The sequence below is a fragment of the Lysobacter sp. DMC97 genome, from assembly GCF_056313745.1.
The window spans coordinates 375,007-399,145 of the sequence record NZ_JBQUZR010000002.1 but is presented as its reverse complement, the minus strand read 5'-3'; the positions used below and the strand labels follow the sequence as shown (position 1 = coordinate 399,145).

Annotated in this window: 19 protein-coding genes; 9 read left to right on the top strand and 10 right to left on the bottom strand. The window is 72.1% G+C overall.

What is annotated here, in order from left to right; genetic code table 11:
• Nucleotides 1–8: 8 nt before the first annotated feature.
• The 7 genes from apyS to ACT53Q_RS04570 form a co-directional block, all read right to left on the bottom strand.
• The gene (gene apyS, locus ACT53Q_RS04600) at nucleotides 9–1,004 is read right to left on the bottom strand and encodes a RiPP biosynthesis methyltransferase ApyS (RefSeq protein WP_476185482.1); all 996 of its coding nucleotides are present in this window, start codon (nucleotides 1,002–1,004) and stop codon (nucleotides 9–11) included.
• A gap of 17 nt (nucleotides 1,005–1,021) precedes the next feature.
• Complete coding sequence (gene apyD / locus ACT53Q_RS04595; RefSeq protein ID WP_476185481.1) at nucleotides 1,022–2,992, bottom strand: RiPP biosynthesis radical SAM protein ApyD; 1,971 nt, start codon at nucleotides 2,990–2,992, stop codon at nucleotides 1,022–1,024.
• Complete coding sequence (apyI, locus tag ACT53Q_RS04590) at nucleotides 2,983–3,795, bottom strand: RiPP maturation protein ApyI (RefSeq protein WP_476185480.1); 813 nt, start codon at nucleotides 3,793–3,795, stop codon at nucleotides 2,983–2,985. Before apyI ends, apyD begins: the two co-directional genes overlap by 10 nt.
• Entirely contained in the window at nucleotides 3,792–4,703 is a 912-nt protein-coding gene (gene apyH, locus ACT53Q_RS04585) for a multinuclear non-heme iron-dependent oxidative enzyme ApyH (RefSeq protein WP_476185479.1), read from the bottom strand. The genes apyI and apyH overlap by 4 nt, the downstream gene beginning before the upstream one ends.
• 98 nt (nucleotides 4,704–4,801) lie before the next feature.
• Nucleotides 4,802–5,071: an aminopyruvatide family RiPP gene (gene apyA, locus ACT53Q_RS04580; RefSeq protein WP_476185478.1), complete on the bottom strand. Its 270-nt coding sequence runs from the start codon at nucleotides 5,069–5,071 to the stop codon at nucleotides 4,802–4,804.
• An 18-nt stretch (nucleotides 5,072–5,089) separates the two neighbouring features.
• A complete protein-coding gene (locus tag ACT53Q_RS04575; protein ID WP_476185477.1) occupies nucleotides 5,090–5,224 on the bottom strand; it encodes a hypothetical protein in 135 nt (44 codons plus the stop codon).
• Nucleotides 5,225–5,277: 53 nt separating this feature from the next.
• Complete coding sequence (locus tag ACT53Q_RS04570; RefSeq protein ID WP_476185476.1) at nucleotides 5,278–6,660, bottom strand: cytochrome P450; 1,383 nt, start codon at nucleotides 6,658–6,660, stop codon at nucleotides 5,278–5,280.
• A 152-nt stretch (nucleotides 6,661–6,812) separates the two neighbouring features.
• Here ACT53Q_RS04570 and ACT53Q_RS04565 point away from each other — a divergent pair, with 152 nt between their 5' ends.
• On the top strand, nucleotides 6,813–8,543 hold the full coding sequence (locus tag ACT53Q_RS04565) for an alpha-amylase family glycosyl hydrolase (RefSeq protein WP_476185475.1): 1,731 nt from the start codon (nucleotides 6,813–6,815) through the stop codon (nucleotides 8,541–8,543).
• A gap of 56 nt (nucleotides 8,544–8,599) precedes the next feature.
• The gene (locus ACT53Q_RS04560; protein WP_476185474.1) at nucleotides 8,600–9,703 is read left to right on the top strand and encodes a DUF1176 domain-containing protein; all 1,104 of its coding nucleotides are present in this window, start codon (nucleotides 8,600–8,602) and stop codon (nucleotides 9,701–9,703) included.
• 19 nt (nucleotides 9,704–9,722) lie between these two features.
• Here ACT53Q_RS04560 and lnt read toward each other — a convergent pair whose 3' ends face one another.
• From lnt to ACT53Q_RS04545, 3 genes are read right to left on the bottom strand one after another with little or no spacing between them, the layout of a single operon-like run.
• Nucleotides 9,723–12,203, bottom strand: a complete 2,481-nt coding sequence (gene lnt, locus ACT53Q_RS04555) for an apolipoprotein N-acyltransferase (protein WP_476185473.1) — start codon at nucleotides 12,201–12,203, stop codon at nucleotides 9,723–9,725.
• Between the two features lie 3 nt (nucleotides 12,204–12,206).
• Nucleotides 12,207–12,887: a hypothetical protein gene (locus ACT53Q_RS04550; RefSeq protein ID WP_476185472.1), complete on the bottom strand. Its 681-nt coding sequence runs from the start codon at nucleotides 12,885–12,887 to the stop codon at nucleotides 12,207–12,209.
• 34 nt (nucleotides 12,888–12,921) lie between these two features.
• On the bottom strand, nucleotides 12,922–14,001 hold the full coding sequence (locus tag ACT53Q_RS04545; protein ID WP_476185471.1) for a hypothetical protein: 1,080 nt from the start codon (nucleotides 13,999–14,001) through the stop codon (nucleotides 12,922–12,924).
• Between the two features lie 351 nt (nucleotides 14,002–14,352).
• Here ACT53Q_RS04545 and ACT53Q_RS04540 point away from each other — a divergent pair, with 351 nt between their 5' ends.
• The 7 genes from ACT53Q_RS04540 to ACT53Q_RS04510 all read left to right on the top strand — a co-directional run bounded on the left by ACT53Q_RS04540 (nucleotide 14,353) and on the right by ACT53Q_RS04510 (nucleotide 24,077).
• Nucleotides 14,353–16,527: a S46 family peptidase gene (locus ACT53Q_RS04540; protein WP_476185470.1), complete on the top strand. Its 2,175-nt coding sequence runs from the start codon at nucleotides 14,353–14,355 to the stop codon at nucleotides 16,525–16,527.
• Between the two features lie 87 nt (nucleotides 16,528–16,614).
• The gene (locus ACT53Q_RS04535) at nucleotides 16,615–17,208 is read left to right on the top strand and encodes an ECF-type sigma factor (protein WP_476185469.1); all 594 of its coding nucleotides are present in this window, start codon (nucleotides 16,615–16,617) and stop codon (nucleotides 17,206–17,208) included.
• Nucleotides 17,201–19,819: a serine/threonine-protein kinase gene (locus ACT53Q_RS04530; RefSeq protein WP_476185468.1), complete on the top strand. Its 2,619-nt coding sequence runs from the start codon at nucleotides 17,201–17,203 to the stop codon at nucleotides 19,817–19,819. The genes ACT53Q_RS04535 and ACT53Q_RS04530 overlap by 8 nt, the downstream gene beginning before the upstream one ends.
• A 133-nt stretch (nucleotides 19,820–19,952) precedes the next feature.
• Nucleotides 19,953–20,927 (top strand): hypothetical protein, encoded by a 975-nt coding sequence (locus ACT53Q_RS04525; RefSeq protein ID WP_476185467.1) that lies wholly within the window; start codon nucleotides 19,953–19,955, stop codon nucleotides 20,925–20,927.
• Between the two features lie 154 nt (nucleotides 20,928–21,081).
• Nucleotides 21,082–21,861, top strand: coding sequence for a hypothetical protein (locus ACT53Q_RS04520; RefSeq protein WP_476185466.1), 780 nt, complete (start codon nucleotides 21,082–21,084; stop codon nucleotides 21,859–21,861).
• A gap of 114 nt (nucleotides 21,862–21,975) precedes the next feature.
• Nucleotides 21,976–22,659: a response regulator transcription factor gene (locus ACT53Q_RS04515; RefSeq protein ID WP_476185465.1), complete on the top strand. Its 684-nt coding sequence runs from the start codon at nucleotides 21,976–21,978 to the stop codon at nucleotides 22,657–22,659.
• Nucleotides 22,656–24,077 (top strand): HAMP domain-containing sensor histidine kinase, encoded by a 1,422-nt coding sequence (locus tag ACT53Q_RS04510; RefSeq protein WP_476185464.1) that lies wholly within the window; start codon nucleotides 22,656–22,658, stop codon nucleotides 24,075–24,077. Before ACT53Q_RS04515 ends, ACT53Q_RS04510 begins: the two co-directional genes overlap by 4 nt.
• Nucleotides 24,078–24,139: the final 62 nt, after the last annotated feature.

Sequence of the window (24,139 nt, the reverse complement as noted above, 5' to 3'; positions counted from 1 at the left end):
GCGATGCGCTACAGCCCCACCAGATGCAGGAAGCGCGTGGTCGACGTGTCCTCGATGCAGTGCACGAGGCGCGCGCCGGCGGCGCGGTAGACCGCCTGCCAGGCGCGACGGTCCGGCGGCGGGATGCCCTGCCCCGAGATCGCCTGCACGTAGTCGTGCAGCAGCGTTTCGCGCATCGCCGGCGTGGTGTGGCCGGCGTGGCCGAGGCGGCCGTAGTAGTCCGACACCAGCAGCATGCGCCCGGGGAAATCGCGGCGCAGGCGACGCAGCCACGCCGGCGCGGCATCGCGTTTGGCGAACAGTTCGTTCGCGAGATCGCCGGCGACGATCGTGTCCACGCGCGCACGCGCGTCCGCGGGCAGCAGGCGCGCGGACATGCGCCCGTCGCCCGCGAGGATGCGCACCCGTCGCGCGACACCCGCCGCGCGCAGACGCGCGCGTGCGAGGCGGCACATGCCCGGGTTGGCGTCGATGCCCCAGCCGCGCAGCTGCGGATTCGCGACTGCCAGCGCGGCGAGCAGCGCGCCGGGGCCGCAGCCAAGATCGAGCACGCCCCGGCTGCCGAGCTGCGCGAGCAGCGACGCCGGCATCGCCTCGGCGCCGCCCGGTGCATGCAGGAACGCGTTGGCGTGGCGCCGGCGATCCACGCGCGCGCCGGCCCGTGCCGGATGGCGCAGCAGTTCCGGCAACGCGACGGCATTCGCACCGAACGCGCCGGCGTAGAGATCGAGGACGAATTGCGCTTCCGGCGCAGCGCCTTCGCTCGCGACGAAGCGCTTGCCCTGCTTGCGCACGAGCGTGGTGCGCGCGGCCGCGAATTCCAGCGTCGCGGCGAGCAGTGCGGGATCGAGTTTGCACGCCTGCGCCACGTCGTCGACCGTGCGCGGCCGCGACAGGGCGGCGAGCACGCCGAGGTCGTGCAGCGTCGACAGCGCGTGGCCGAGCTGCAGCCCTTCGGCGAGATCCAGCGCGCCCCAGCGCGGCGCGGCGATGGCGTCGGACACGGACGCGGTCTTGCGGCTCAATGCATCGCCCCCGCGGTCGTCTCCGGCGCGGGCACGAGGATGCCGGCACCGACCAGTTCGCGGAAGAAGCGTTCGTCGACGCCGTCATCGCCGGTGGCCTCGCGCAGCATCGCGGCGACCGCGTCGCAGCGATGCGGTTCGGCGAACACGCCGAGGATGGCCTCCAGCCCCTCGTCGATGCGCCAGGCCTCGGGCGCCTTGCGGCCGAGATGCAGCAGGTAGCTGGTGCGCTCCGCGTCGTCATCGGGCAGCAGGGCGTCGTCGCGCCCGGCGTCGCGGATGCGCGCCAGCCAGCGGTCGCAGTCGTGCAGGCCGGAGAGGATGCGCACGCGATCGCTGAGCACGTACGGCCGCGGCGCATCGTAGGCCGGCACGGGCGCTTCGACCGGTGCGGGCCGCGTGTCGTGCAGGGCGAGGCCGTAGCGGAACAGCGAGGTCAGGTGATGATCCGTGCCGTATTCGGCGGCGACGAAACCGGCGAGCAGGTCCGCGTCCGGCATCCAGCCCGGCGGAGGCACCGGCTGCACGCGATCCGCATGCGTGCGGAACGCCGCGACGAACGCCGACAGTCGCCCGCCGTGGCGCCGCAACGCGTACGCGGCGACGTCCGGCCCCACGCGGCGCAGCAGGTCGACCGTCGCCACCGCGAACAGATGATCCTCGCGCGGCAACGCGCCGGGATAGTGGAAATACGTCTGGAAGATCTCCGGCGTCGACACCACGAGTTCGCGGTCGTCGGGGCCGATCAGTTCGCTGTTGTACGGGCTGGCGTAACCGTCGTAGCGCACGTCGTCGCCACGCTCGGCGTACATCGGCGTGCCCGGTTCCGGCTGCAGGATGTGCAGCTGCGTGAGGCAGTTCACGGAGAAGTGGCGGCCGATCATGTCCAGCGTGTCGTCCTGGTCGGCGCGTTCCTCTTCCGGATAGCCGGTGATGAACGACGCCGTGGTCTCGATGCCCAGCGATGCGCACACGCCGAGGATCGGTTCGACGAGATCGAGGTCCAGCCGCTTCTGGCTGATCTTCTGCATCCGCTTCGAGCCGGTCTCGATGCCGAAATACAGGCCGATGCAGCCGGCATCGGCCATGCTTTCCAGCAGCGTCGGATTCACGCAGTCCACGCGCGCCGACACCCGCCAGCGGAAGCCGCGCCCGCGCACCGCCTCGCAGAACGCCTGCACCTTGTGCCGGTTGACGGTGAACATGTCGTGGTCGAGCTTGAACTCGTCGAAACCATAACGCTCGCGCAGGCGCTCCAGTTCGAACACCAGCCGCTCCGGCGATTTCAGCCGAAAGCTGCGCTGGAAGAAACCGGCGGTCGAGCAGAACGTACAGGCGAACGGACAGCCGCGCCCGGCCTCGATGCGCAGCAGGTCGAGGCCGAGTTCGGCGATCGGGTAGTGGTCGTAGTCGAGCAGCGGCAGGCTGTCGAGGTCGTGGACCTTGGGCTTGCCCTCGGTCATGCGGAAGCCGCCGTCGCGATGGTCGCGCCAGCTCAGGCCCGGGATCTTCGCGAACGCGCGGTCCGGCAGCGCGCGCAGCACCGACGGGAACACCTCGTCCGCCTCGTGGCGCACGACGAGGTCGAACTGCGGGAAACGTTCGAGGATCGGCCGGTCCAGCATCGTCGCGTGCGGCCCGCCGAGCAGCAGCGGCAGGTCGGGCTCGGCGCGGCGCAGGCGCGCGGCGACGTTGATCGCGAACAGGAAACTGCAGCCGAGCGTGGTGAAGCCCACCGCCTCCGGCGACTGCGCGAGGATCTGCGCGGCGGCGATGTCGTACAGGTGTTCGTCGTAGCGCAGCGTGCCGTTGCGCAGCAGGCGCTTGGGGTCGTAGATCGACGTCTTCACGCCGTCGCGCGCGGCGGACGCCGCCAGCGCGAGCAGGCCGAGGTGCGGATGCACGTCGAGCAGCGCGAGGTCGCCCTCCTCCGGCATCACCAGGTTGTCGACGAGGGTCAGGCGCATCGCGCCTCGGGCATCGCCGGCAAATGGACGAGACCGAACTCCGCGAGCGTCGACAGCGCGCCGCGCACCACGGCCGTCGCGCCGCGTCCGCCGCCGAGGCTGCGCACCAGCGCAGGCACGCTGCGGCGGCCGTCGAGGCGCGCCAGCAGATGGAAGCCGAGCGCGTCGAGGTCGAGCACGGTCACGTCGTCGGCATCGGGCGCACGCCAGAAGCACAGCGCATGCGATTCGTCGGGCACGGCACCAAGGTCGGGCGCGCTGGCGTGCAGCGCGCCGGCGAGCACGCGCGGATCGCAGCCGAATTCGTGCAGCCGCATGCTGCCGAGCAGTCGCGGGACATCGGGCAGATCGACGACACCCACGCTTTCATCGGCAGCGACATGCCAGGGCCCGAGCCGCGCGATCGCGTCCTCGTAGCGCAGCGCATCCCACAGCCGCGCATGCACCGGATCGGCGGGATCGAGCCAGCCGGCGAGGAAGTCGAGCAGGTCGCGGGCGCGATCGGGCATCGTCGTCGCCCACGGCAGCTGTCGCGTCGAACGGAATTCCGCATACGCCGCGAACATCGCGATCTCCATCGCGGTCGCGCTCATCAGCCGGAACGACAGCGGGTAGTGCGCGCGCAGCGGGTTGTGGCGCACCTTCACGCCCAGCCCGGAGAACTTGGCGAGCACGTCGAGATCGATCTCGGCAGGATCGACGCCCAGCGCACGCAGGCGCTCGGGCTGCGCGCGCCAGCGCACCAGCAGCCGCGGCTGTTCGATGCCCGCGGCCATCACCGCCTGCACGCGCGCCAGGCTCATGCGGCCTCCAGCAGCGCGCGGGTGCGCATCAGCTGCTGCTGCAGGATCGCCTGCGGGAACGCGCCCGACCAGTTGTATTCCAGCGTGAGCGCCTGTGGCCGCACCACGTCGAGCACGCGGCGCAGCAGGTCGAACACTTCCGGCGGCGCGGGCACGGCGTGGTCGTCCCACGCCACGCCCGACTGCGTGCTCATGCCGGAGATGTGCACCTCGACCACGCGCTCCAGCGGCAGCCGCTTCAGTTCGCGCTGCGGATCCGCGCCGGTGTTGACGCAGGTGATCAGGAAATGGGTGAGGTCCAGCAGCAGGCCGGCGTCGCAGTGCGCGAGCACGTCGGCGATGTAGGCCGACATCGGCATGGTGCTGCCGGGCACCTCGTAATACTGCGGCGCGTTCTCCAGCAGCAGCGGCGTCGCGCCGAGCCGCGTACGCGCTGCAGCGTAGTTGTCGATGACCCGCGCCACCGAGGCCTCGCTCAGCTGCGGGCAGACGGTGTAGGTCAGCGAGGACGGCGCGATCGCCTCGCCGTCGTCGTCCAGCCCTTCGGCCGAGACATACGCGAGGTGTTCGCCGATCCATGGCGTGCGCAGCCGCGCGGCGGCGGCGGCGATGGCGTCGAAGGTCTGCACCGACGGCGGCACCGTGCCCGCGACCGACACGCTGGCGCAGTGCAGGATCAGCGGGATGCGCTGCTGCACGTCGCCGGCTTCGGGCGTGTGCCGCAGCTGTTCGAAGGGGATTTCGAGATAGTCGAGTGCGTCGGGCAGCGCGTCCAGGCACGCCAGCGCCGGCGGGCCGTAGGCCAGGCCGATCTGGGTCCGCGACGGGTCCGGCCGGAAATGCTTCACGCGCTGCGCCTCGAAGGGAATGCGTTCGTCACCTGCGCCCGCGAACGCGGCGACAGGCATCGCGACGCTGCACGTCGTGCCGTGCAGGCAGGCGAAGCGTCACCGGAGAACGGTTCCGGCCCGCAGGCCGGAACCGCGCGGACGTTCGACGTCGGAGATCAGTCGTACAGCCAGGGGCCGCTGAGCTTGCCGCCGCTCAGGTCGACCTTGCTCAGCGTCACCGTCAGCGTGCCCTTGTCGATGCAGCGCTTGATGGCCGCGATCTTCTTCGCGTCCAGCGGCATCGACAGGTGCATCTTCGGGATCGCGCCGCTGAGCGCGATGCTCGCCGACTTGGCGGCGCCGCTCTTCTTCGCGACTTTCTTGACCGCCTTCTTGGCCGGGGCCTTCGCGGCTTTCTTCGCCGCCGGTTTGCGCGTTGTTGCCATTTCCCTGCTCCTCCCTGCTCACATGATGACCGCGTTGCGCGGCCGGACGATGCGGTAGCTTTGCGGAATGCCTGGCATGCGGTGCGGTCCCGAGGCGATGCACCAGCGAACGTCCGCGACTCCCGCGGTGCGATCGATGGCGCGAATCGTCATCGCATCTTCGGAACCGACGACTCGGCGACCATGTCACACGCTTCTCGAAATTGTCAACACCCGTCGTCCTGCAACGTCACGATCTCGCGCACGCCGCCGCGCAGCATGCCGCCATGCAGCACGGCCGCATCGCCGCGTGCGTCCAGCCGCATGCGCGGATCGCACGTCGGCAGCAGCATCACGTGCACGCGCCAGTCGATCGCGACGTCTTCGCGCAGCAGCGCATCGCCACGCGTCGACAGCGCCGCGAGCAGCGCGCGCAGCAGCCGCAGCGCCAGCGCGCGACCGACGCACACATGCCCGCCGGCGCCGAACGGGAAATAGACGTACGGCGACGGCCGCAACGCCGACCAGCGTGCGGGCAGGAAACGTTCCGGCTGCGGGAACGTCGACGGCTCGCGATGCGACAGGAACGGGCACAGCAGCACTTCGGTATGCGCCGGCAACCGGTGCGCGCCCAGCCGCACCGCGGTGCGCGTCGTCCGCACCATCAGCGCGTTCGGCGTGAGCACCCGCAGCGACTCGGCGAGCACCGCGTCCGCCAGCGTCTCCTGCGACAACGCCGCCGCGGGATCGGAGCGGCCATCGTCGGCGCGCAGGCGCGTGCGCAGCGTCGGCAACTGGCTGAGCGCGAGCAGCGTCCACGCCATCGCCACCGCGACGGGCTCGTTGGTGGAGACGGCGAGCACGTTGGCGTGGCCGACGAACGCGTCGTCGTCGATGGCGTCGTCCAGCGCCAGCGCCGCGAGCGCGCCGAACATCGCCGTGTCGCGCGGCGCGGCGCGCACGGCGGCACGATAGCGACGCAGGCCACCGTCGAGCGCCAGGCCGCTGTGCACCAGCGATGCACGTGCGTCGTCGTCGAGCGCCGCCCACGGCGCCGCGGCCTCGCGCCGCAGGCGGAAGTAGTCCATGACCGCCGCGGGATCGAACCCGTCGATCGCAGCATCGCCGAACAGCAGCGACGTGGACGCGGCCAGCGTCACCCGGCGCATCGTCTCCAGCAGCGGCCAGTCGTCGGCGTCGTGCGTCGCGAAGCCCGCGTCGACCGCCTGCCGCGCGGCGGCGGCTATGGCGGTCGCATCGGCGCGGGCCAGCGCGCGCGCGAGCTGCGCCTTCGCCTGCGCGTGCGCCTCGCCGCGCATGCCGTGCAGGCTGGCGTTGAGATGCACCAGCGGCGCCGGCAGGCCCAGTCGCACCGCCGCCGACACCGGCAGCACGAAGCGTTCGATGTCGCCCAGCACCGCGCGCTGGTGCGCTTCGCCGAAGACCGCGATCACCTGCGCACAGTCGTCGTCGCGCGAGAGCAGCGGGCCGGCCATGTCGAGCGCGAACAGGTCGCCGTGGCGGGCGCGGGCGTCGGCGAGCCAGGCCATCGGGTCGGCGCCGATCGCGGCGACGTCGCCGGCGCGCGGCAGCGGGCGCGCGGCGCTCATGCGGCGCCCGCCGTCCGTGTCGACATGCCGTTCCGGTTCCTGCGCATCGTGCGTCTCCACGGCTTCCCGTCCTCGGGTGGCGACAGCATCGCACGGCGGGCGCGCGCGGCGGCGGTATGATCGGCCGCTCCCCCCGCCCAGGATCGCCGCCCGTGAACGCACCGCGCCCGACGTCCCTCGCCGCCTCGCTCGGCACCGGCCTGTGCGCGCTCGCGCTGCTGCTCGGCAGCGCCGCGCCGGCCCGCGCGCTGACCACGCCGCTGCGCTTCGAGACCGTGCAGACCGAGGCCGACGTGCCGCATCGCTGGTGGCAGGACGCGGTGATCTACGAGGTCTGGCCTCGCTCGTTCAAGGACAGCGACGGCGACGGCAGCGGCGACTTCCGCGGGCTGACGTCGAAGCTCGACGATCTGCGCCGCCTCGGCGTCGACACGATCTGGCTGACGCCGGTGTTCGAGGCGCCGTCGTACCACGGCTACGACTTCCAGGATTTCTACGCGATCGAACGCGACTACGGCGCGATGGCCGACTTCGACCACTTCGTCGCGCAGGCACACAGGCGCGGCATGAAGGTGGTGCTGGACCTGGTGCTGAACCACGTCTCCGACCAGCATCCGTGGTTCCTGAAATCCGCGAGGCGCGAGCCGGGCTACGAGGACTATTTCCTGTGGCGCGACACGCGCCCCGACGGCTGGGGCCAGCCGTGGTCGACCACGCCGGATCCGTCGCGGGTGTGGCACTGGAACGACACGCGCAAGGCGTACTACTACGGCGCGTTCGGTGATTCGCAGCCCGACCTCAACCTGCGCAACCCCGCGGTGTCGTCCGAACTCGACCGCGTCGCCGCGTTCTGGCTGAAGAAGCACGTCGACGGCTTCCGCCTGGACGCGGTGCGCTACGCGATCGAGGACGGCCCGCTGGCCGGGCAGGCCGACACGCCGGCGACGATCGCGTTCTGGACCGCGTTCGCGCAGAAGGTGAAGGCGATCAATCCGGACGCGCTGCTGATCGCCGAGGCGTGGGCGCCGCTGGACACCGTCGCCCGCTACCGCGACGGCGGCAAGGGACTGGACGCGGCCTTCGATTTCGACTTCGGCGACCGCGTGATCGCGCTGCTCAACCCGTCCAGCGAACGCAAGGCCGACTTCGGCACGCTGGGCACCGCCACGGGCGGGCATCGCGACACGCTGTGGGCCGACCTGAAGGCGCGCGCCGCCGCCGCGCCACTGTCGTACTTCGCGCCGTTCCTGTCGAACCACGACCAGAACCGCCTGCTGCAGCGGCTGGGCGGCGACGAGGCGAAGGCGAAGATCGCCGCCAGCCTGCTGCTGACCTCGCCCGGCACCGCGTGCCTGTATTACGGCGAGGAGATCGGGCTGACCCAGCCGAAGACCGGCGAGGATCGCTACCGCCGCGCGCCGATGCAGTGGGACGACGGCCCGGTCGCCGGCTTCAACGCCAGCGGCAAGGTGTGGACCGACCTCGCCCCGCCGCGCGGCTATCGCGGCGAGCAGGGCGCGTGGTGGGTCGACTTCTGGCGCACGCAGCGCGGCCACGGCCATTCGGTCGCCGCGCAGCGTCGCGATCCCGATTCGCTGTATCGCCACTACCAGCGCCTGCTCGCGCTGCGCAACGCCAGCCCCGCGCTGCGCCGGCCGACGGAGCTGCGCTATTTCCCGGTCGACGCCGCCGACGTCTGGCTGCTGCACATGGCGTCCGCGGAAGGCGAGAACTGGGTGGTCGTGAACCTCGATCCCGCGAAGCCGGTGGAGTTCGCCGTGCCCACCGAACTGATCGGCACGCATCGCGACCGCCTCGCCGGCGCCACCCGCACGCTGGGCGAGCGCTTCACGCTGCGTCCCGGCGAAACGCTGGTGTTCTGAGCGACGCCCTGCGCCTTCCGATTTCCCTGCCCACGCGCCTGTCCACGAGCCTCTCCATGCCGATCCGTCGCCTCGCCCCGCTGTCCATCGCCCCGCTTTCCGTCACTCTGCTCGCGCTGCTGTCCGCGAGCGCCGCCGCGGCCGCCGCCGACAAGGCCGCAGCCGCCGAAGGCATGTCCTTCCAGCACAACGACTGGGAAGTGGCCTGCGACAACACCCGCACCTGCCGCGCCGCAGGCTACCAGTCGGACGACGGCGAGGACGCCTGGCCGGTCAGCGTGCTGCTGACCCGCGCCGCCGGCGCGGGCACGCCGGTGACCGGCCAGGTGCAGCTGAGCGAAGGCTGGGAGGACGACCTGTTCAAGGGCTTTCCCGCGCGCTTCCCGCTGGCGCTGCGCATCGACGGCCGCGATCTCGGCAGCGTGACGCTGGCGAAGGACGGGCTCACCGCCGACCTGACCGCGGCGCAGGTGAAGGCATTGCTGGCCTCGCTGCTGCGCGACAGCCGCATCGAATTCCATGCACGCGACAAGACGTGGACGCTGTCCGGCGCCGGCGCTTCCGCGGTGCTGCTGAAGATGGACGAGGCGCAGGGCCGCGTCGGCACCGTCGGCGCGCTGTATCGCCGCGGCAAGCAGGACGAATCCCGCGTGCTGCCGGCGCTGCCGATGCCGGTGATCGTCTCGCCGCCGCTGGCACCGGCGCAGCCCGCCGACGCCACGTTCGTCGCGAAGCACGGCAATGCCCTCCGCGCGGCGCTGCGCAAGGGCACCGATCCGGACGACTGCGAGGGGCTGACCCAGGCCGACGAAGACCACGCGCTGGAGGTGACGCGGCTGACGAAGACGAAGCTGCTGGTCTCGACGCTGTGCTGGCAGGCGGCCTACAACCAGGGCATCGGCTTCTGGGTGGTGGACGACAAACCGCCCTACGCGGCGGAACTGGTCACCACCGAAGGCACCGACGGCGACGACCACGGCATCCATTCCGGGCAGAAGGGCCGCGGCATCGGCGACTGCTGGAGCAACGACAGCTGGACCTGGGACGGCCGCAGCTACATCCACAGCGAGAGCGGCGGCTCGGGCCAGTGCAAGGGCTTCGCCGGCGGTGCGTGGGACATGCCGACGCGGGTGACAAAGGTGGTCGAAGCGCCGCGCTGAGCGCGGCGAACGCGCGGGTTCAGCCCTGCAGCACGCGCAACAGCAGCAGCGCCGGTGCGCCGAGGTAGTACAGCAGGCGGCCGGCGATCTCGAGCGTGCGGCGCACACCGAGCGCACGTTCGGGCTTCACGAACAGCGCGATCCACGTGCCGACTTCGATCGGCACGCGCAGTGCGGCGGCGTACAGCGTCATGCCCACGGCCCACGACGCCCACCAGATCAGCAGCGCCAGCAGCCATGCCTTCAGGCCGAAGGTGTAGTACTCGCCGAGGAAACCGCCGTACGCGATGATCTGGTGCAGGCGGAACGCCGGCAGCGCCGGCAGCAGCGGGAACAGGCCGAATTTCACCAGCGGGTGATCGAACCAGCGTCGACGCACGGCCGCCGCGCGCACGTGTGCATACGCGGCCGCGCGCGCCTCGTCCGCCTGCGCCAGCGCGGCGGGCGCACCCGCGCGCACCAGCGCCTGCGCGAGCGCCGGCACGTCGACGCCCGCGAGGCCCTGCGCGAAGCGCGCACCCGAGGCCAACCGCAGCCACGCACCCGGCAACGGCAGCGGCAGGCGCCACGGTTCCAGCGCGGCGAGGCCGGCGACGGGAATCTCGACGCGGCGCGCACGCTGGTCGAGCACCAGCACGTCGCCTTCGATGCGGAGCGTGGCAGCGCCGGCGCGCGCGATCGCCCACGCGGCGAGCGCCGGCGCCAGCACCAGCGCCGTGAACATGCGCAGCTGCGCCAGCGTGCCGGTGTCGCTGCCGTCGCCGACCAGCCACGCCAGCCCCATCCACAGCAGGCCGCCGCCGGCGACCATGCGCAACGCGGCGGCAGCGATCCGCATCGGCGGCGACAGCACCGACACGGCCATCGCGAACTGCGCGGAAGACGGCGTCACCCCATCATCGTTCGCCGCACGCGGCCGGCGCGCACGCCACGCGTGCAGCGCGGACCACGCGGCGAACAGCAGCCACAGCAGCGCGGCGGTGTGTCCGACCCAGTCGCCCCAGCGCACCATCAGCGTGGTCGGCGGCGGCATCGGGGCGACGTCGCCGACCAGCAGCGCCTGCACGCCCATCGCGGTGCGCTGGCGGACCTCGCCGGTCGCATCGATCACGGCGCTGACGCCGTTGTTGGTGACGCGCAGCTGCGGCAGGCGGGTCTCGATGCTGCGGAACGCCGCCACCGCCAGGTGCAGGCGCGCACCATCGGGATGCGCGGTGAACCACGAGTCGTTGGACAGCCCGAGCAGCACCTGCGCGCCCTTGCGCGCGCCGTCGACGGCCAGCCCGGGATCGACGTCGTCGAGGCAGATCAGCGGCGCGACCGGCACTTCGCGGCCGTCGCGCAGGCGCAGCGGGAACACCCGCGCGCCGTCGCCGGGCCGCCACGTGCCGGCCCACGGCAGCAGGCGCCGCAGCGTCGGACCGTCGAGCCACGGCGGCACGTATTCGGTGAATAGGAACAGCCGCGTCTTGCGGTAGAAGCCCTGCACGCCGCCGCGCGCGTCGACGAAGGCCGCGGCGTTGTATTCGCCGTCGGCGTCGAGATCGTAGGTGCCGAACACCAGCGGCACGCCGGCGGCGACGGCGAAGCTGCGGATCTCGTCGTCCAGTGCCTCGCCGTCGGCGCTCTTGGGATGCGCGAACGTGGTCGGGAACACCGTCTCCGACCACAGCAGCGCGTCAACGTGGTGGTCGATCACGGCTTCGCGCGACATCACGTAGTGCGTGTCGAGCACTGTGCGCACCACGGCGTACGCGCCCATCTCGCGACGCAGACGCTCGTAGTCGACGATGTTCGACTGCACCATGCCCACGCGCAGCCGCGGCGCGTCGGCACCGGCCTGCGGCAGCGACGCCAGCCGCAGCGCGCCGTAGCCGGCCAGCGCCAACGGCAACGCAAGGGCGAATGCCAGCGGCCGCGCCGATGCGCGCACGCCGTCGCGGCGCCGCGCCCATGCCAGCGCGAAGGCTTCGTTGGCGAGGATCAGCACGAAGGTCAATCCCGCCGCGCCGCCGAGATCCGCGGCCTGGCGCAGCGTCGCCGACGGCAGCAGGCCGTGGCCGAGCGTGTCGCCCAGCAGCTTCGGCACCAGCCATTCGGTCGCGACCCACGCGCAGGCGCCGGCCAGCGCGCGCAACACCACGCCGTGACGGCGGCCGGCGAAGTGGCGCGCGAGTGCGAAAGCGAGGAACTGCGGCTGCAGCAGCGGCGACACCGCGAGCACCACCGCGACGCCGCCCGCGGCGGGCAAGCCGAGATAGCCGGCGATGGCGCTGCCGAACCACCACAGCACGGCGGCGACGAAGGCGACCGCCATCAGCAGGCCGCCGCGAACGGCGGCGAAAGCGGTGGGCGCGGCGTCGAGCGCGTGCAGCCACGGCACCAGCACCACGAAACCCAGCGGCCACGCGAGACCGCCCTTCGCGTAGAGGGCGAACAGCAGCGCGCTGGCGAAGACGCCGGCCGGCATGCGCCAGCCGGGACGGAGCGACGCGATCACGCGCTACGGACCCCGGCCTTCGCGCGCGGGCGGGATCTCGATGCGCCGCACCGGCAGCCCCCGCGGGGCGTACTCGGGCGGCACCACGCGATTCGCCGGGATCGGGATCGGCTTGCCGTTGGCGTCGAGGAATTCGAAATCGGGGGAGAACATCAGGATCGGTTCGATCCGCTGGCCGTCGTCGGTCGCCTGGTAATGGCGGACGTAGCCTTCGGGCAGCGGGAAATCCTCGGGCACGGCCAGGCCGACCAGCGGCGGACTCGTCCCCGGCGGATTGAACGCGCCGAGCCCGGTGTGGACGCCGGCCGCATGCAGGCGGTCGATCACTTCGCCCATCGTCGGCACTTCGCCGGGCGGGACGTAGTCGGCGAGATCGCCGACCGGATCGCTGCCGGTGGCCGCGCGGCGCGGAGTCAGCGCCTGCGTGGTGGACGGCGCGGACGCCGCGGCGCCGGGATCGGACGTGCCGGGATCGTCGGCGGAGGCGGATGCAGGCGGCGGTGCGTCGCCCGGGTCGCGTCCGTCGGCGCCGGAAGCGTGATGCATGCTCAGCAGATAGCCGCCGCAGCCGGCGACCAGCACCGACGCGAGGGCGAGGTACAACAGGCCCCGGCGTGCGCCGGGGCCTGCGTGGCGGACGATGCGCACCCCGTCGCCGGCCGGGCCGGTCGAAGGGGCTTGCACATGGCGCGGATCGTCCATCGTGGCATTACCGCGATCAGGGCGCCGGCGGGCTGAACGTCGACAGGCCCCAGCCCATGCGCTCGTGGCCGTACTGGTTCCAGATCGGGTTCTTGCCGCCGGTGAACGACGTGTAGCGCGCCGCGCCCGTGCCCGACGAACCGCCGAACAGGCCGCCGGTGACCGTGCCGCCCTGGTAGGTCGGGTGGGTGTCGTCCGACTGGATGTAGTCGTAGCTGCTGGACGAGGACACGAAGTGCGTGTTCGCGTCGCGCAGGGTCGGCTTCAGCGTGGAGGTGATGCGGGTGACGTAGCTGGCTTCGCTTTCGCCGGGGATGTACTTCAGCGCGTCGGAATCGATCTGGCCGTCGCCGTTGCTGTCGTAGTCCGCGCCCATGTACTGGGCGAAGTTGTCGTTGCACTTGAAGCCCTTCTGGCGGGCGTATTCGCACGTCCAGTAGTTCATGCTCGCGATCGCCGGCAGGAACTTGTCGCGCAGGTTGACCTTGGCGCCGGTGGTCGGGTCGTTGCAGCCGCTCTGCACGTTGTCGGCGTTGTAGCCGGGGTAGTACAGGTTGGAGACGACCTTCAGCTTCACGCCCGAATAGGCGTTGGCGTTGATGTAGTCCATCGCCGCGGCGACGTAGGTCTTGCAGTTGGCGATCGCGGTGTTGAGGCCGCTGTAGTTGCAGGTGCCGGTCTGGCTCTTGAACGCGCTGCGCGCCTGCAGGCCGTCGTTGCCGCACATTTCGAACGTGACCACGCGGGTCGAGGCGTCCTGCATGTACGAGCGCTCGGAGACGATCTTGTTGTTGTAGACGTCGGAGGCGACGGCACCGGACTTGGCGCGGCGGACGCTCTCGATGTCCGCGTTCCACAGCGCCGCCAGGTATTCGGCGTCGACGGTGGGGGCGGAGTACTTGGCGGCGTCGAAGACCGAACCGTTGTAACCGGCGTAGATCGAATCGCCGTAGGCGACGACGCGGTACTTCGTCGCGGTGCCGGCACGGTCGACCGTCCACGACACGTTCTGGTTGAGGGTGTTGGCCGAGGCCTGCGCGGCGACGAACACCGCGATGGCCGGGACCAGCACATGCAGGGTCTTTCGGATGATCATGAACCTGTTTCCTTGGTGATGAAGATGGACGAGCCGACGAACCCGAGGGCTGTGGATGACGCTCAGGCGTGTTCCGGGATTTCCGTTCCTGGCATCCGGTCGCGTATGGACCACCCCCGCCGGCCGCCAAGCTAACGGTTCCCCCGATACCAATCAATGGGCGGATCGTATGGATGCACCGCAACAATCCGGCGTGACAACGATGGTCATCGCCCGTCGCCGCCACCGCCGATGCGCGGATGCGACCGGACCTTGCCCGGGACTGCGACGGCATCGTCGGGCAGCTCCGCGCGGATGCCGGGACATGGCCGCCACATGACGGCGCGATCGCGTGCCCACTACACTCCGCGGATGTCGACCGTCCCTTTCCTGCGCGCCACCGCCTGCGCGCTGCTCGCCCTCTCCGCCGCCACGCCCGCCCTTGCCCTCGACGGCAAATGGACGCCGGGGCAGGTCCTCGAACTCGACGCCAAGTGGCTGCGCAAGCAGGGCCTGCGCGTCCCGCCCGCGGCGCTGTGGGATGCGAAGCGCGGCACCGGGCTGCTCAGCGGCGCGGTCAACATCGGCGGCTGCTCCGGGGCGTTCGTGTCGGACACCGGGCTGATCGTCACCAACCACCACTGCCTGTTCGGCGTCGTGCAGGAGCACAGCACACCGGCGCGCGACCTGATCACCAACGGCTACCTCGCGCGCACGCCGGCCGACGAGCTGCCGGGCAGCACGCTGCGGGTGGAGATCCCGAAGCGCTTCACCCACGTCACCGCGCAGGTGCTGGCCGCGGTGCCGGCCGGCGCCGATCCGCAGGCGCGGCTGCGCGCGATCGAGGCCGCGCAGAAGGCGCTCGTCGCCGAATGCCGCAAACAGGCCGACACCAAGTGCAAGGTCGCGACCTTCGACGACGGCGTCCAGTACACGCTGATCGAATCGACCGAACTGCGGGACGTGCGCCTGGTGTATTCGCCGGCGCGCGCGATCGGCGAATACGGCGGCGAGATCGACAACTGGTCGTGGCCGCGACACACCGGCGACTTCGCGATCGCCCGCGCCTACGTCGGCGCCGACGGTCGCCCGGCGGATCGCGCCGAAGGCAACAGGCCGTACGCGCCGGAGTTCTTCTTCCCGATCTCCACCGACGGCCTCGACGAAGGCGATTTCATCATGGTGCTGGGCTACCCCGGCATCACGTACCGGTCATTGATTGCCGAGGAAATGCGCGAGCGCCGCGAACGCTACTTCGCGCGCCGCGACGACCTGTTCGGCGAATGGATCCGGCTGCTCGAAAAGACCTCCGAGCAGGACGAGGCCGGCAAGATCCTCGTCGCCGCGAACCTGAAAGGCCTCAACAACCGCTGGAAGAACGCGCAGGGCCAGATCGCGGGACTCGACCGCGGCCGCATCGTGCAGCGCCAGCGCGAACGCGACGACGCCGTGGCCGCGTTCGCCGCCGCGCATCCCGAGCACGCCGACGCGCTGGCCGCGCGCGACACGCTGCGCGCCGTGCTCGCCGAACGCGAACGCACGTGGGAACACGACTTCCTGCTGAATCTTGTTCCGATGGGCACCGACAGCGTGGCCGGCGGCATCCCGCCGCTGCCGAAGGCGCTGTACTTCGCCGCGACACTGGCGCACGACGCGCGCGAACGTGCGAAGCCCGACGGCGAACGCGGCAACGGCTTCGCCGACATCGACCGCGCGCGCCTGCGTGATCGCCTGCGCAGCGAGCAGCACAGTTATTTCGAACCCGCTGACCGCGCGGTGTTCGCCGCGCTGGTGCGGCGCGCGCTGGCGCTGCCGGCGGACCAGCGCATCGCCGCGGTCGACGCGCGCTTCGGCGGCAAGACGCCGGCGCAGATCGACGCCGCGATCGCCGCGCTGTACGCGGGCACGTCGCTGCTCGATGCCGATCGCCGCGACGCGCTGCTCGGCGAATCCGAATCCGCGCTGGTCGCACGCCACGACGCGCTGATCGACCTCGGGCTCGACTGGAACCGCAACGTGCGCGCACTGCGCGAGCGCGAACGCGACTGGAACGCGCGCGCGGCGCAGGCGCGTCCGGCGTGGCGGCGCGCGGTCGCGGCGCAGGCGGGCAAGCCGGTCGCGCCCGACGCCAACGGCACGCTGCGCATCAGCTTCGGCCACGTGCAGGGCTACGCACCGCGCGACGGACTGGTGGCGACGCCGTTCACCACGCTCGCCGGCGTGCTGCAGAAGGACACCGGGCAGGAGCCGTTCGCGCTGCCGGCCGCGGTGCGCGCCGCCGCGACCGCGCCGGGCGCGGCGGACCGCCGGGTGAACTTCCTCGCCGACGGCGACACCAGCGGCGGCAATTCCGGCAGCCCGGTGGTGGACGGTCGTGGCCGGCTGGTCGGCGTGAACTTCGACCGGGTCTGGGAGAACGTCGCCGGCGACTTCGGCTTCGACCCGACGGTGTCGCGGAACATCAGCGTGGACATCCGCTACCTGCTGTGGATGCTGCGCGACGTCGAACACGCCGACGGCCTGCTGCGGGAACTCGGCGCCGATTGACGCGCTATGATCCGGGCGCCCGGACCGCGCCCGGGACCACGGCCCGCATCACGCAGGGACCGCCGTGGATGCCATCGGAGCCCGCCCATGTCCGCGTCGCCCCCCGCCAATTTCACCGATCTGATCAACCGGCGCGGTTCGGTCGACAAGCCCGAACTCGAAGCGCTGGCGGCGGAACTGTGGCCGCGGCTGGAGCGCCTCGCCGCGCGCCAGCTGCAGGGCCGCAGCGGGCTGACGCTGCAGGCCTCGGATCTCGCGCAGGACGCGTACATCGCGCTGATGCACGACTTCCCCGGCCGCTTCAACGACCGCGAGCATTTCTATGCGCTGGCGGCGCGGATCGTGCGCAACATCGTGGTCGACTACCTGCGCCGGCGCAGCGCCGACAAGCGCGGCGGCGGGCTGCCGTTCGAGCTGCTGGACAAGGCCGAGAACGACGTGTCGGCGGCGACCATCGACGACCAGGTCGACTGGATCGCGGTCGACGCCGCGCTGACCATCCTGGCCGAACGCCACGCGGCCGCGGCGCAGGTGGTGGAACTGAAATTCTTCGCCGGCCTGACCAACGAACAGGTGGCGGAGACGCTGGGCATCTCGCGCGCGACGACGGTGCGCCACTACCGCTACGCGCGGGCCTGGCTGATCGACCACTTCGGCGCGGAGCCCGCCACGGATGACTGAGCCGACGCCGCCCGGCGGCGCGGTCGACGCGATCACCGGCGACCCGCTCGACGAGAGTCGCCTGTTCGGCGAGCTGTGCGAACTGGACACGGCCGACTGCGACGCGCGCCTGCGCGCGCTGGCGACCGAGCATCCGGCATTGGCCGCGCGCCTGCGTCGGCTGCTGGCGATCGACGACGCCTACGCCGGCCACACCGCGCGCAACGTGATGGCGCAGCCGCTGCACGATCCGGTCGACGGCCTCGCCGACGTCGGTCCGTTCCGGCTGGTGCGGCTGGTCGGCCGCGGCGGCATGGGCGTGGTCTACGAGGCCGAACGCCGCAGCGGCTTCGCGCAGCGGGTCGCGATCAAGCTGCTGCCGCGCTTCGCCGCCGATCCCGCGGCGCGCGAGCGTTTCGCCCGCGAGCGCGCCATCCTCGCGCGGCTGCGCCATCCCAACATCTGCAGCATCCTCGACGGCGATGCGCTCGACGACGGCACGCCGTGGCTGGCGATGGAATTCGTGCCGGGCGAACCGCTGTGCGCGTGGTGCGCGCGTCGCGGTACCGACCTGCGCGGACGCATCGACCTGTTCCTGCAACTGTGCGACGCGGTGCAGGCCGCGCACCGCAGCCTGGTGATCCATCGCGACCTGAAGGACGGCAACGTGCTGGTCGACGAAACCGGGCACCTGAAGCTGCTCGACTTCGGCATCGCCAAGGCGCTGACGCCGGCGGCGGACGAAGCCGGCACGCTCGCACAGGACCGCTTCTTCTCGCCGATGACCGCCGCGCCGGAACAGCTGCGCGGCGATCCCGCGCTCGTTGCCACCGACGTCTACGCGCTGGGCGCACTGCTGCACCAGTTGCTGTGCGGCGAACTGCCGTTCGAGCGCCCGGCGCTGTCGCCGGCGGAGCGGACGCAGGCGATCCTCGAACGCGTGCCGCCGCGGGCCAGCGACACGCTCCAGCGCGCGATCGGCGAAGGCCGCAGCGGCCCGTCGGCCGCGGGCATCACGCCGGCGATGCTGCGCGGCGAACTGGACGCGATCGTCGCGCACTGCCTGCGCAAGGACGCCGACGAACGCTACGCCGACGTCGGCGACCTCGCGCGCGACCTGCGCGCGTGGCGCTCGGGTCATCCGATCTCGATCGCGCAGGGCGACCGGCTGTACCGCACGCGCAAGTTCCTGCTTCGCCACCGGCTGCCGGCGACCATCGCCGCGCTGGCGCTGGCCGGTGTGCTGGCGGCGCTGGGCGTGGCGCTGTGGCAGGCCGCGGCGCTGCGCGTGGAGCGCGACGCGGCGGACACGCTGCGGCAGCGCGCGAACGTCGACCGCGACCGCGCGCGCGCCGTCGCCGCGTTCATGCGCGACACCTTCGAGCAGGCCGATCCGGGACGCGCGGACGTGAGCGACCTGCCGGCGCGCGAACTGATCGATCGCGGCGCGCGCCGGCTCGACGCGCTCGCCGGCCAGCCCGACCTGCAGGCCGAACTGGCGCTGCTGCTGGCCGAGAGCCACGCCGGCATGGGCCTGATCGACGCGAGCGACGCGCTGCTGCGCGCGCATGCGCCGGCGATCGCGCGGCTGGGCACGGGCGATGCCGACGTGCGCTGGCGCGCGGATGCGCTGCAGCTGTCGAACGCGGTGCAGATCGACCACGACGGCCCGGCACTGGACGCCGCGATCGCCGCGCTGCGCGCGCATGCCGACACGCCGGCGCGCCGGGTGCAGGCGGCCGCGCTGCAGGAACGCCTGCTGGCGCGACGCTCGCGCTTCGGCGACGCGGCGCGCGTGCTGGAAGCGGCCTGGCGTCGCGACGGCGCCGCCTTGTCGCGGGCCGATGCGCTGGCGCTGCGCGTGGACCTGGGCGACGCGCTGCTGAGCGCCGACCGCAACGCCGAGGCACGCACCGTCAGCGACGCGCTGGACGCGGCCGCGCTCGGCACGCTCGACCCGGCGCTGCAGATCCGCGCCCTGCGGTTCGTGGTGCGCGAGCGCCAGGGCCGCGAGGACGACGACGGCACCGCGGCGCTGGCCGCGATCACGCGCTGGCGCCGGACCGCCGAGCACCTCTACGGCGAGGACTCGCTGGAGGCGGCGAAGGCCTACGAATACGTGGTGGGCGTGAGCACGGACCCGGCCGAACAGGAACGGCTGATGGCGAAGGCCTACGCGATCCAGCGCGGCAAGCTGCCGCCGATGTCGATGGCGCGCGCTTACGCCGAATACAACATGGCGGCGTTCGAACGCGAACTGCGGAATCGCCCCGACCGCGCCGAGCCGCACCTCGCGGCGGCGGTGGACATCGGCCGCCGCGTGGCCGGACGCGGGCATGCCGACGTGCGCCGGTTCGAACTGGCCTGGGCGACGACGCTCAACACGCTGGGCCGGCATCGCCCGTGCCTGGAACGGCTCGCCGACCCGCCGGGCGACCCCGAGGACGCCGGCGACGCCCGCCGGCTGGCGCTGCTGCGGCTGGAGCTGGCGCGGGCCGCGCACGCCGTCGGCGACGACGGCCGGGCCCGCGTCGAACTGGCCGCGATCGACACCCTGCTGCAGGCGCCGGGCCGCCAGGCCGACCCCGCCGTGACCGCGGCCGCGGCCGCGCTGCGCGCCCGGCTGCGTTGATCCCCGCGGCCCGGGGCCGGGCGGCGCCGGGAAACGTGGCGGTTGTCACGCCGGGATCGTGATCCTGTCCACTGCGGGTTTCCGCTCGATGCCTGTGTTCCCGTCATTTCCGACGCCCTTCCGGAGCCTCCCGATGTCCCGACGTCCGCTGCTGCCCCTCCTCTGCCTCCTCGCCTGGGCGCCCCTGGCGCAGGCGTTCCCGCCCTGTCCGCAGGCGCCGGTCGATCTCCTCGACGCCAACGAGGACGGCGCCACCTTCTCCCCCGACAGCCCGCCGTGGTCGCGCGGCTGGTACCAGCGCTTTGGCGCGCAGGAGACCGGGCAGGCGCCGCACGGCGAGACGGCCGACGATCCCGACGACATCAGCACCGGCAAGTGCCGCGATCTGGTACCGCTCCCGCAGACGATGACGCCCGGCGGGGATCCGCTGGGCATCGTCGCGCTGCCGGACCTGCGCTTCATAGACGGGAAGTTCACCGCCCACTACACGCTGCGTTTCAACGTCGACACGCAGCCGCTGGCGGCGGTGGACGACCACGTGGAACTGGCACGGCTGGAGTTCGAGACCGCCGAACCGAACGGACTGCAATACCCGCAGTCGCTGACGGCCGTGTATCACGTGCGCAAGCGCCAGACCGCGGACGGAACGCCGGTGCTGGAAGTGCTGGAATCGCTGTGGCCCGTGGAGACGCGGAACGGCACGGTGGTGGCGACCCTGCCGATGCCGGCGAACGCGCTCGTCACGGACATCGGGCTGCGCTGGACGCAGTTCCCCGGCGACCCCGTGGGCGAGGGCGGCGGTCTCTACACGCTGCCGGAGCCGTCGGCACCCTCGGCGCCATCGCCCTCGCCGGGCGAGACGCCGGATGGCATGGTGGGCACCGACACGGCCATCACGCCGCAGCCGCTGTTCGCTCGCAACGTCGACAGCCAGCTCGACGTGCTCGACGGCGCGGGCCAGGTGATCTACCGCGCCTCGCTGCCGGCGCAGTGGGCGTCGACGCTGTCGATGGGCCTGCTGGATCGCCATGTCGCGAACGCATCGCTGTACGCCGAGCCCTACGCCATCTACCTGGGCGGGATGTCGCTGGAAGCCGACGCGGAGTGATCCGCGCCGGCGCCGGTCGCCGCCGCGCCGCCGGGCGGCGACCCGCGATCCCGTTTCGCCCCGCATTGCGCTGAGGTCCATGTCCCCGTCGATCCGGCGGGGACGCGGGGCCGACGGTCCCGCCCATGCCTCGCGAACGACAGGACTCCACACCATGCCGCACCTCTCCCGGGCGATCCTCGCCTCCCTTCTCCTGCTGGCCGGCGACGCACTCGCCGGTGGCGCACCGGCCGCCGACAGCTTCCGCATCGAAAGCGAAACCCAGTTCCTGCGCGACTACGGCCACCAGGTCGAACGCGTCGCGCCGGGCGTCTATCTCGTGGTCCACGGCGCCATGGCCGGCAAGACCGTCGCCATCGGCGAAGCGGGCCTGGCCTACGATCTGGCGGTGCTGCGCGCGCAGACGCCGCGCGGCGTGCGCGAACGCGCGCAGTGGCAGGCGCAGGTGCGCCGGCTCGAGGACACGCGCACCCGCATCACGCAGGCGGCCACCGGCACGGGCGCACGCGCGGGCCTGCTGAAATCCACCAGCGGCGTGCTGCCGTGCCAGTACCTGCCGCTCGGCGGCTTCCCGGTCAACTACTTCGGCAGCGCCACGGTCAGCGCCACCGCGGAGCTGTACCTCGACCGCGGCGACGGCACGCTCAATCCCTACTACGCCCGCGCCGGCGCCAGCGCCAGCGGCCTCGTCATCCCGCCGTACAACGTGCCCACCAACCTGTCGGTGATGGCGTACGCCACCGCGCACGAGAAGCAGCGCGGCACGCGGATCACCCGGTACATCGGCGGCACCCGGGACGCCAGCGTGTCCACCGGCTACGTCTACAGCGGCCCGGCGTTCTTCCACGACCTGTTCGCCTCCGCCAACGTCACAGGGCAGGGCTACTGCTACGGCTACGTGTCGATTTCCGACAGCATGACGCCGGGGTTCTGATCGCCCGGCCATCGCCCGGCACCGGCACGCGGACGGCGAGGTCGTGCGCGTGCCGGAACCTCCCGTGCCGTGTATGGTCACAGCCGCGTCCGACCGGACTCACGAGAGGCGAAGATGCGGATCCTGCTGGTGGAGGACGACGCCCTGATCGCGGGCTTCGTGGAGAAGGGCCTGCGCGAGGCCGGGCACGTCGTCGATCGCGTCGGCGACGGCGCCGAGGGCCTGCACCGCGCGCAGACCGAGCACTACGACGCGCTGGTGCTGGACCGTATGCTGCCCTCGCTGGACGGACTGGCGCTGCTGCGCGAACTGCGCACGCGCGGCGACGCCACGCCGGCGCTGGTGCTGTCCTCGCTGGGCGATGTCGAACACCGCGTCGAAGGCCTGCGCGACGGTGCCGACGACTACCTCGCCAAGCCCTTCTCGTTCGTCGAGCTGCTGGCGCGCCTCGAAGGCCTGCAACGCCGCGCACGCCCCGGCAGTGCCGGCCCGGCCACCGTGCTGGAAGTCGCCGACCTGCGCATGGACCTGCTCAAGCGCACCGTGCAGCGCGCCGGCCAGGCCGTGGACCTGCAGCCGCGCGAGTTCCGCCTGCTGGAATACCTGATGCGCAACGCCGACCGCGTGGTGTCGCGCACGATGCTGCTGGAAGCGGTGTGGGACTACCACTTCGATCCGCAGACCAACGTGATCGACGTGCACGTCTCGCGCCTGCGCCAGAAGATCGACCGCGGCCACGCGCAGCCGCTGCTGCACACCGTGCGCGGCGCCGGCTACCTGCTCGGCACCCGCGCGTGATCGCGCAGCGCGCGACGCGGTTCCTCGCCAGCAGCCTCAACCGGATGGTGCTGGCCTACGGCGTCGCGCTGCTGCTGGCATTCGTGGCGATCGGCGGGCTGGGCCTGCTCGCGTACGACCACCTCGTCGACCGCGACGTGCGCCGCACGGTGCGCGCCGAACACCAGGACCTGCGCGAGATCCACCGCGACGCCGGGCTGATGGCGCTGGCGCGGGCGATCGACACGCGCGTCGACGAAGACACCCGGCGCGAGGCCGTGTACCTGCTCGCCGACGCGCAGGGCCGCGTGCTGGCCGGCCATCTCGCCGACCTGCCGGCCGGCGCGACCCGCGCCCGCGGCTGGCTGCGCTTCCCGTGGAACGACGACGGCGACGAAGTGATCGCCTACGTCGAGATCCTGCCCGGCGGCGCGACGCTGCTCACTGGCCATTCCACCGGCGAACAGCAGCGGCTGCGCGAAGTCGTGCTGCCGCTGGGGCTGAGCATCCTGATGCTGCTCGCGGCGCTGACCCTGCTGCTGGGCTGGCTGCTGCGGCGCAGCCTCGCGCACAGCCTGCAGGCGACGCTGGACACGGTCGACCGTTTCGCCGCGGGCCGGCTGGACGAACGCATCGCGGTGGGCCCGGGCGACGATCCGCTGCAGCGCCTCGCACGCACGCTCAACCGCATGCTCGACCGCATCCGCGAACTGATCGGCGGCATCCAGGCCTCGACCGACCACATCGCGCACGACCTGCGCACGCCGCTGACGCGATTGAAGACGCGGCTGGAACTGACCCGCGAACGGATCGGCACCGACGCACGGGGCGCCGATCGCGCGGCCGTCGTCGATGCCACGCTGGACGACGCCATCGCCGAGATTGACCAGTCGATCGCGACCTTCAACAGCCTGCTGCGGCTGTCGCGGATCGAGGCCGGCGACGGCCGCGACGATGCGGCGGTGGCACTGGACGCGATCGTGCGCGACGCGCTGGAGATGTGGCAGCCGATGGCCGAGGCGCGCGGCGGCGACATCGTCGCGGACATCGCGCCGGCGACGATCGCCGGCGACCGCGACCTGCTGTTCCAGCTGCTGTCGAACCTGCTCGACAACGCGGTGAAATACGGGCCGGACGACGGCCGCATCGATCTGCAGCTGCACGCCGACGGCGACGCCGTGCAGCTGACGCTGCGCGATCGCGGCCCGGGCATCCCGGAAGCCGATCGCGAGCGCGTGTTCGATCGCCTGGTGCGGCTGGAGCGGCATCGCGGCTCGCCCGGCAACGGGCTCGGACTGAGCGTGGCGCGCGCGATCGCGACACGGCATCGCGCCGAAGTGCGGCTGGACGACGCCGCGCCGGGCCTGCGCGTGACCGTGCGCTTCCCGCGCGCGCCGGCAGCGGCGTCGCGCACCCGCGTGCACATGGACGAAGGTTAATCCCGCGGAAAGACGGCCACGAAGGCCGCGGGCGCAGTCTGGCCACACCGACGGACGACACG

Coding starts and splice junctions, on each gene's coding strand:
- apyD (WP_476185481.1), bottom strand. CDS start 2,992: ATGCGCCTGACCCTCGTCGACAACCTGGTGATGCCGGAGGAGGGCGAC.
- apyI (WP_476185480.1), bottom strand. CDS start 3,795: ATGAGCCTGGCGCGCGTGCAGGCGGTGATGGCCGCGGGCATCGAACAG.
- apyH (WP_476185479.1), bottom strand. CDS start 4,703: ATGCCTGTCGCCGCGTTCGCGGGCGCAGGTGACGAACGCATTCCCTTC.
- apyA (WP_476185478.1), bottom strand. CDS start 5,071: ATGGCAACAACGCGCAAACCGGCGGCGAAGAAAGCCGCGAAGGCCCCG.
- ACT53Q_RS04575 (WP_476185477.1), bottom strand. CDS start 5,224: ATGACGATTCGCGCCATCGATCGCACCGCGGGAGTCGCGGACGTTCGC.
- ACT53Q_RS04570 (WP_476185476.1), bottom strand. CDS start 6,660: ATGAGCGCCGCGCGCCCGCTGCCGCGCGCCGGCGACGTCGCCGCGATC.
- ACT53Q_RS04560 (WP_476185474.1), top strand. CDS start 8,600: ATGCCGATCCGTCGCCTCGCCCCGCTGTCCATCGCCCCGCTTTCCGTC.
- ACT53Q_RS04545 (WP_476185471.1), bottom strand. CDS start 14,001: ATGATCATCCGAAAGACCCTGCATGTGCTGGTCCCGGCCATCGCGGTG.
- ACT53Q_RS04540 (WP_476185470.1), top strand. CDS start 14,353: ATGTCGACCGTCCCTTTCCTGCGCGCCACCGCCTGCGCGCTGCTCGCC.
- ACT53Q_RS04535 (WP_476185469.1), top strand. CDS start 16,615: ATGTCCGCGTCGCCCCCCGCCAATTTCACCGATCTGATCAACCGGCGC.
- ACT53Q_RS04530 (WP_476185468.1), top strand. CDS start 17,201: ATGACTGAGCCGACGCCGCCCGGCGGCGCGGTCGACGCGATCACCGGC.
- ACT53Q_RS04525 (WP_476185467.1), top strand. CDS start 19,953: ATGTCCCGACGTCCGCTGCTGCCCCTCCTCTGCCTCCTCGCCTGGGCG.
- ACT53Q_RS04520 (WP_476185466.1), top strand. CDS start 21,082: ATGCCGCACCTCTCCCGGGCGATCCTCGCCTCCCTTCTCCTGCTGGCC.
- ACT53Q_RS04515 (WP_476185465.1), top strand. CDS start 21,976: ATGCGGATCCTGCTGGTGGAGGACGACGCCCTGATCGCGGGCTTCGTG.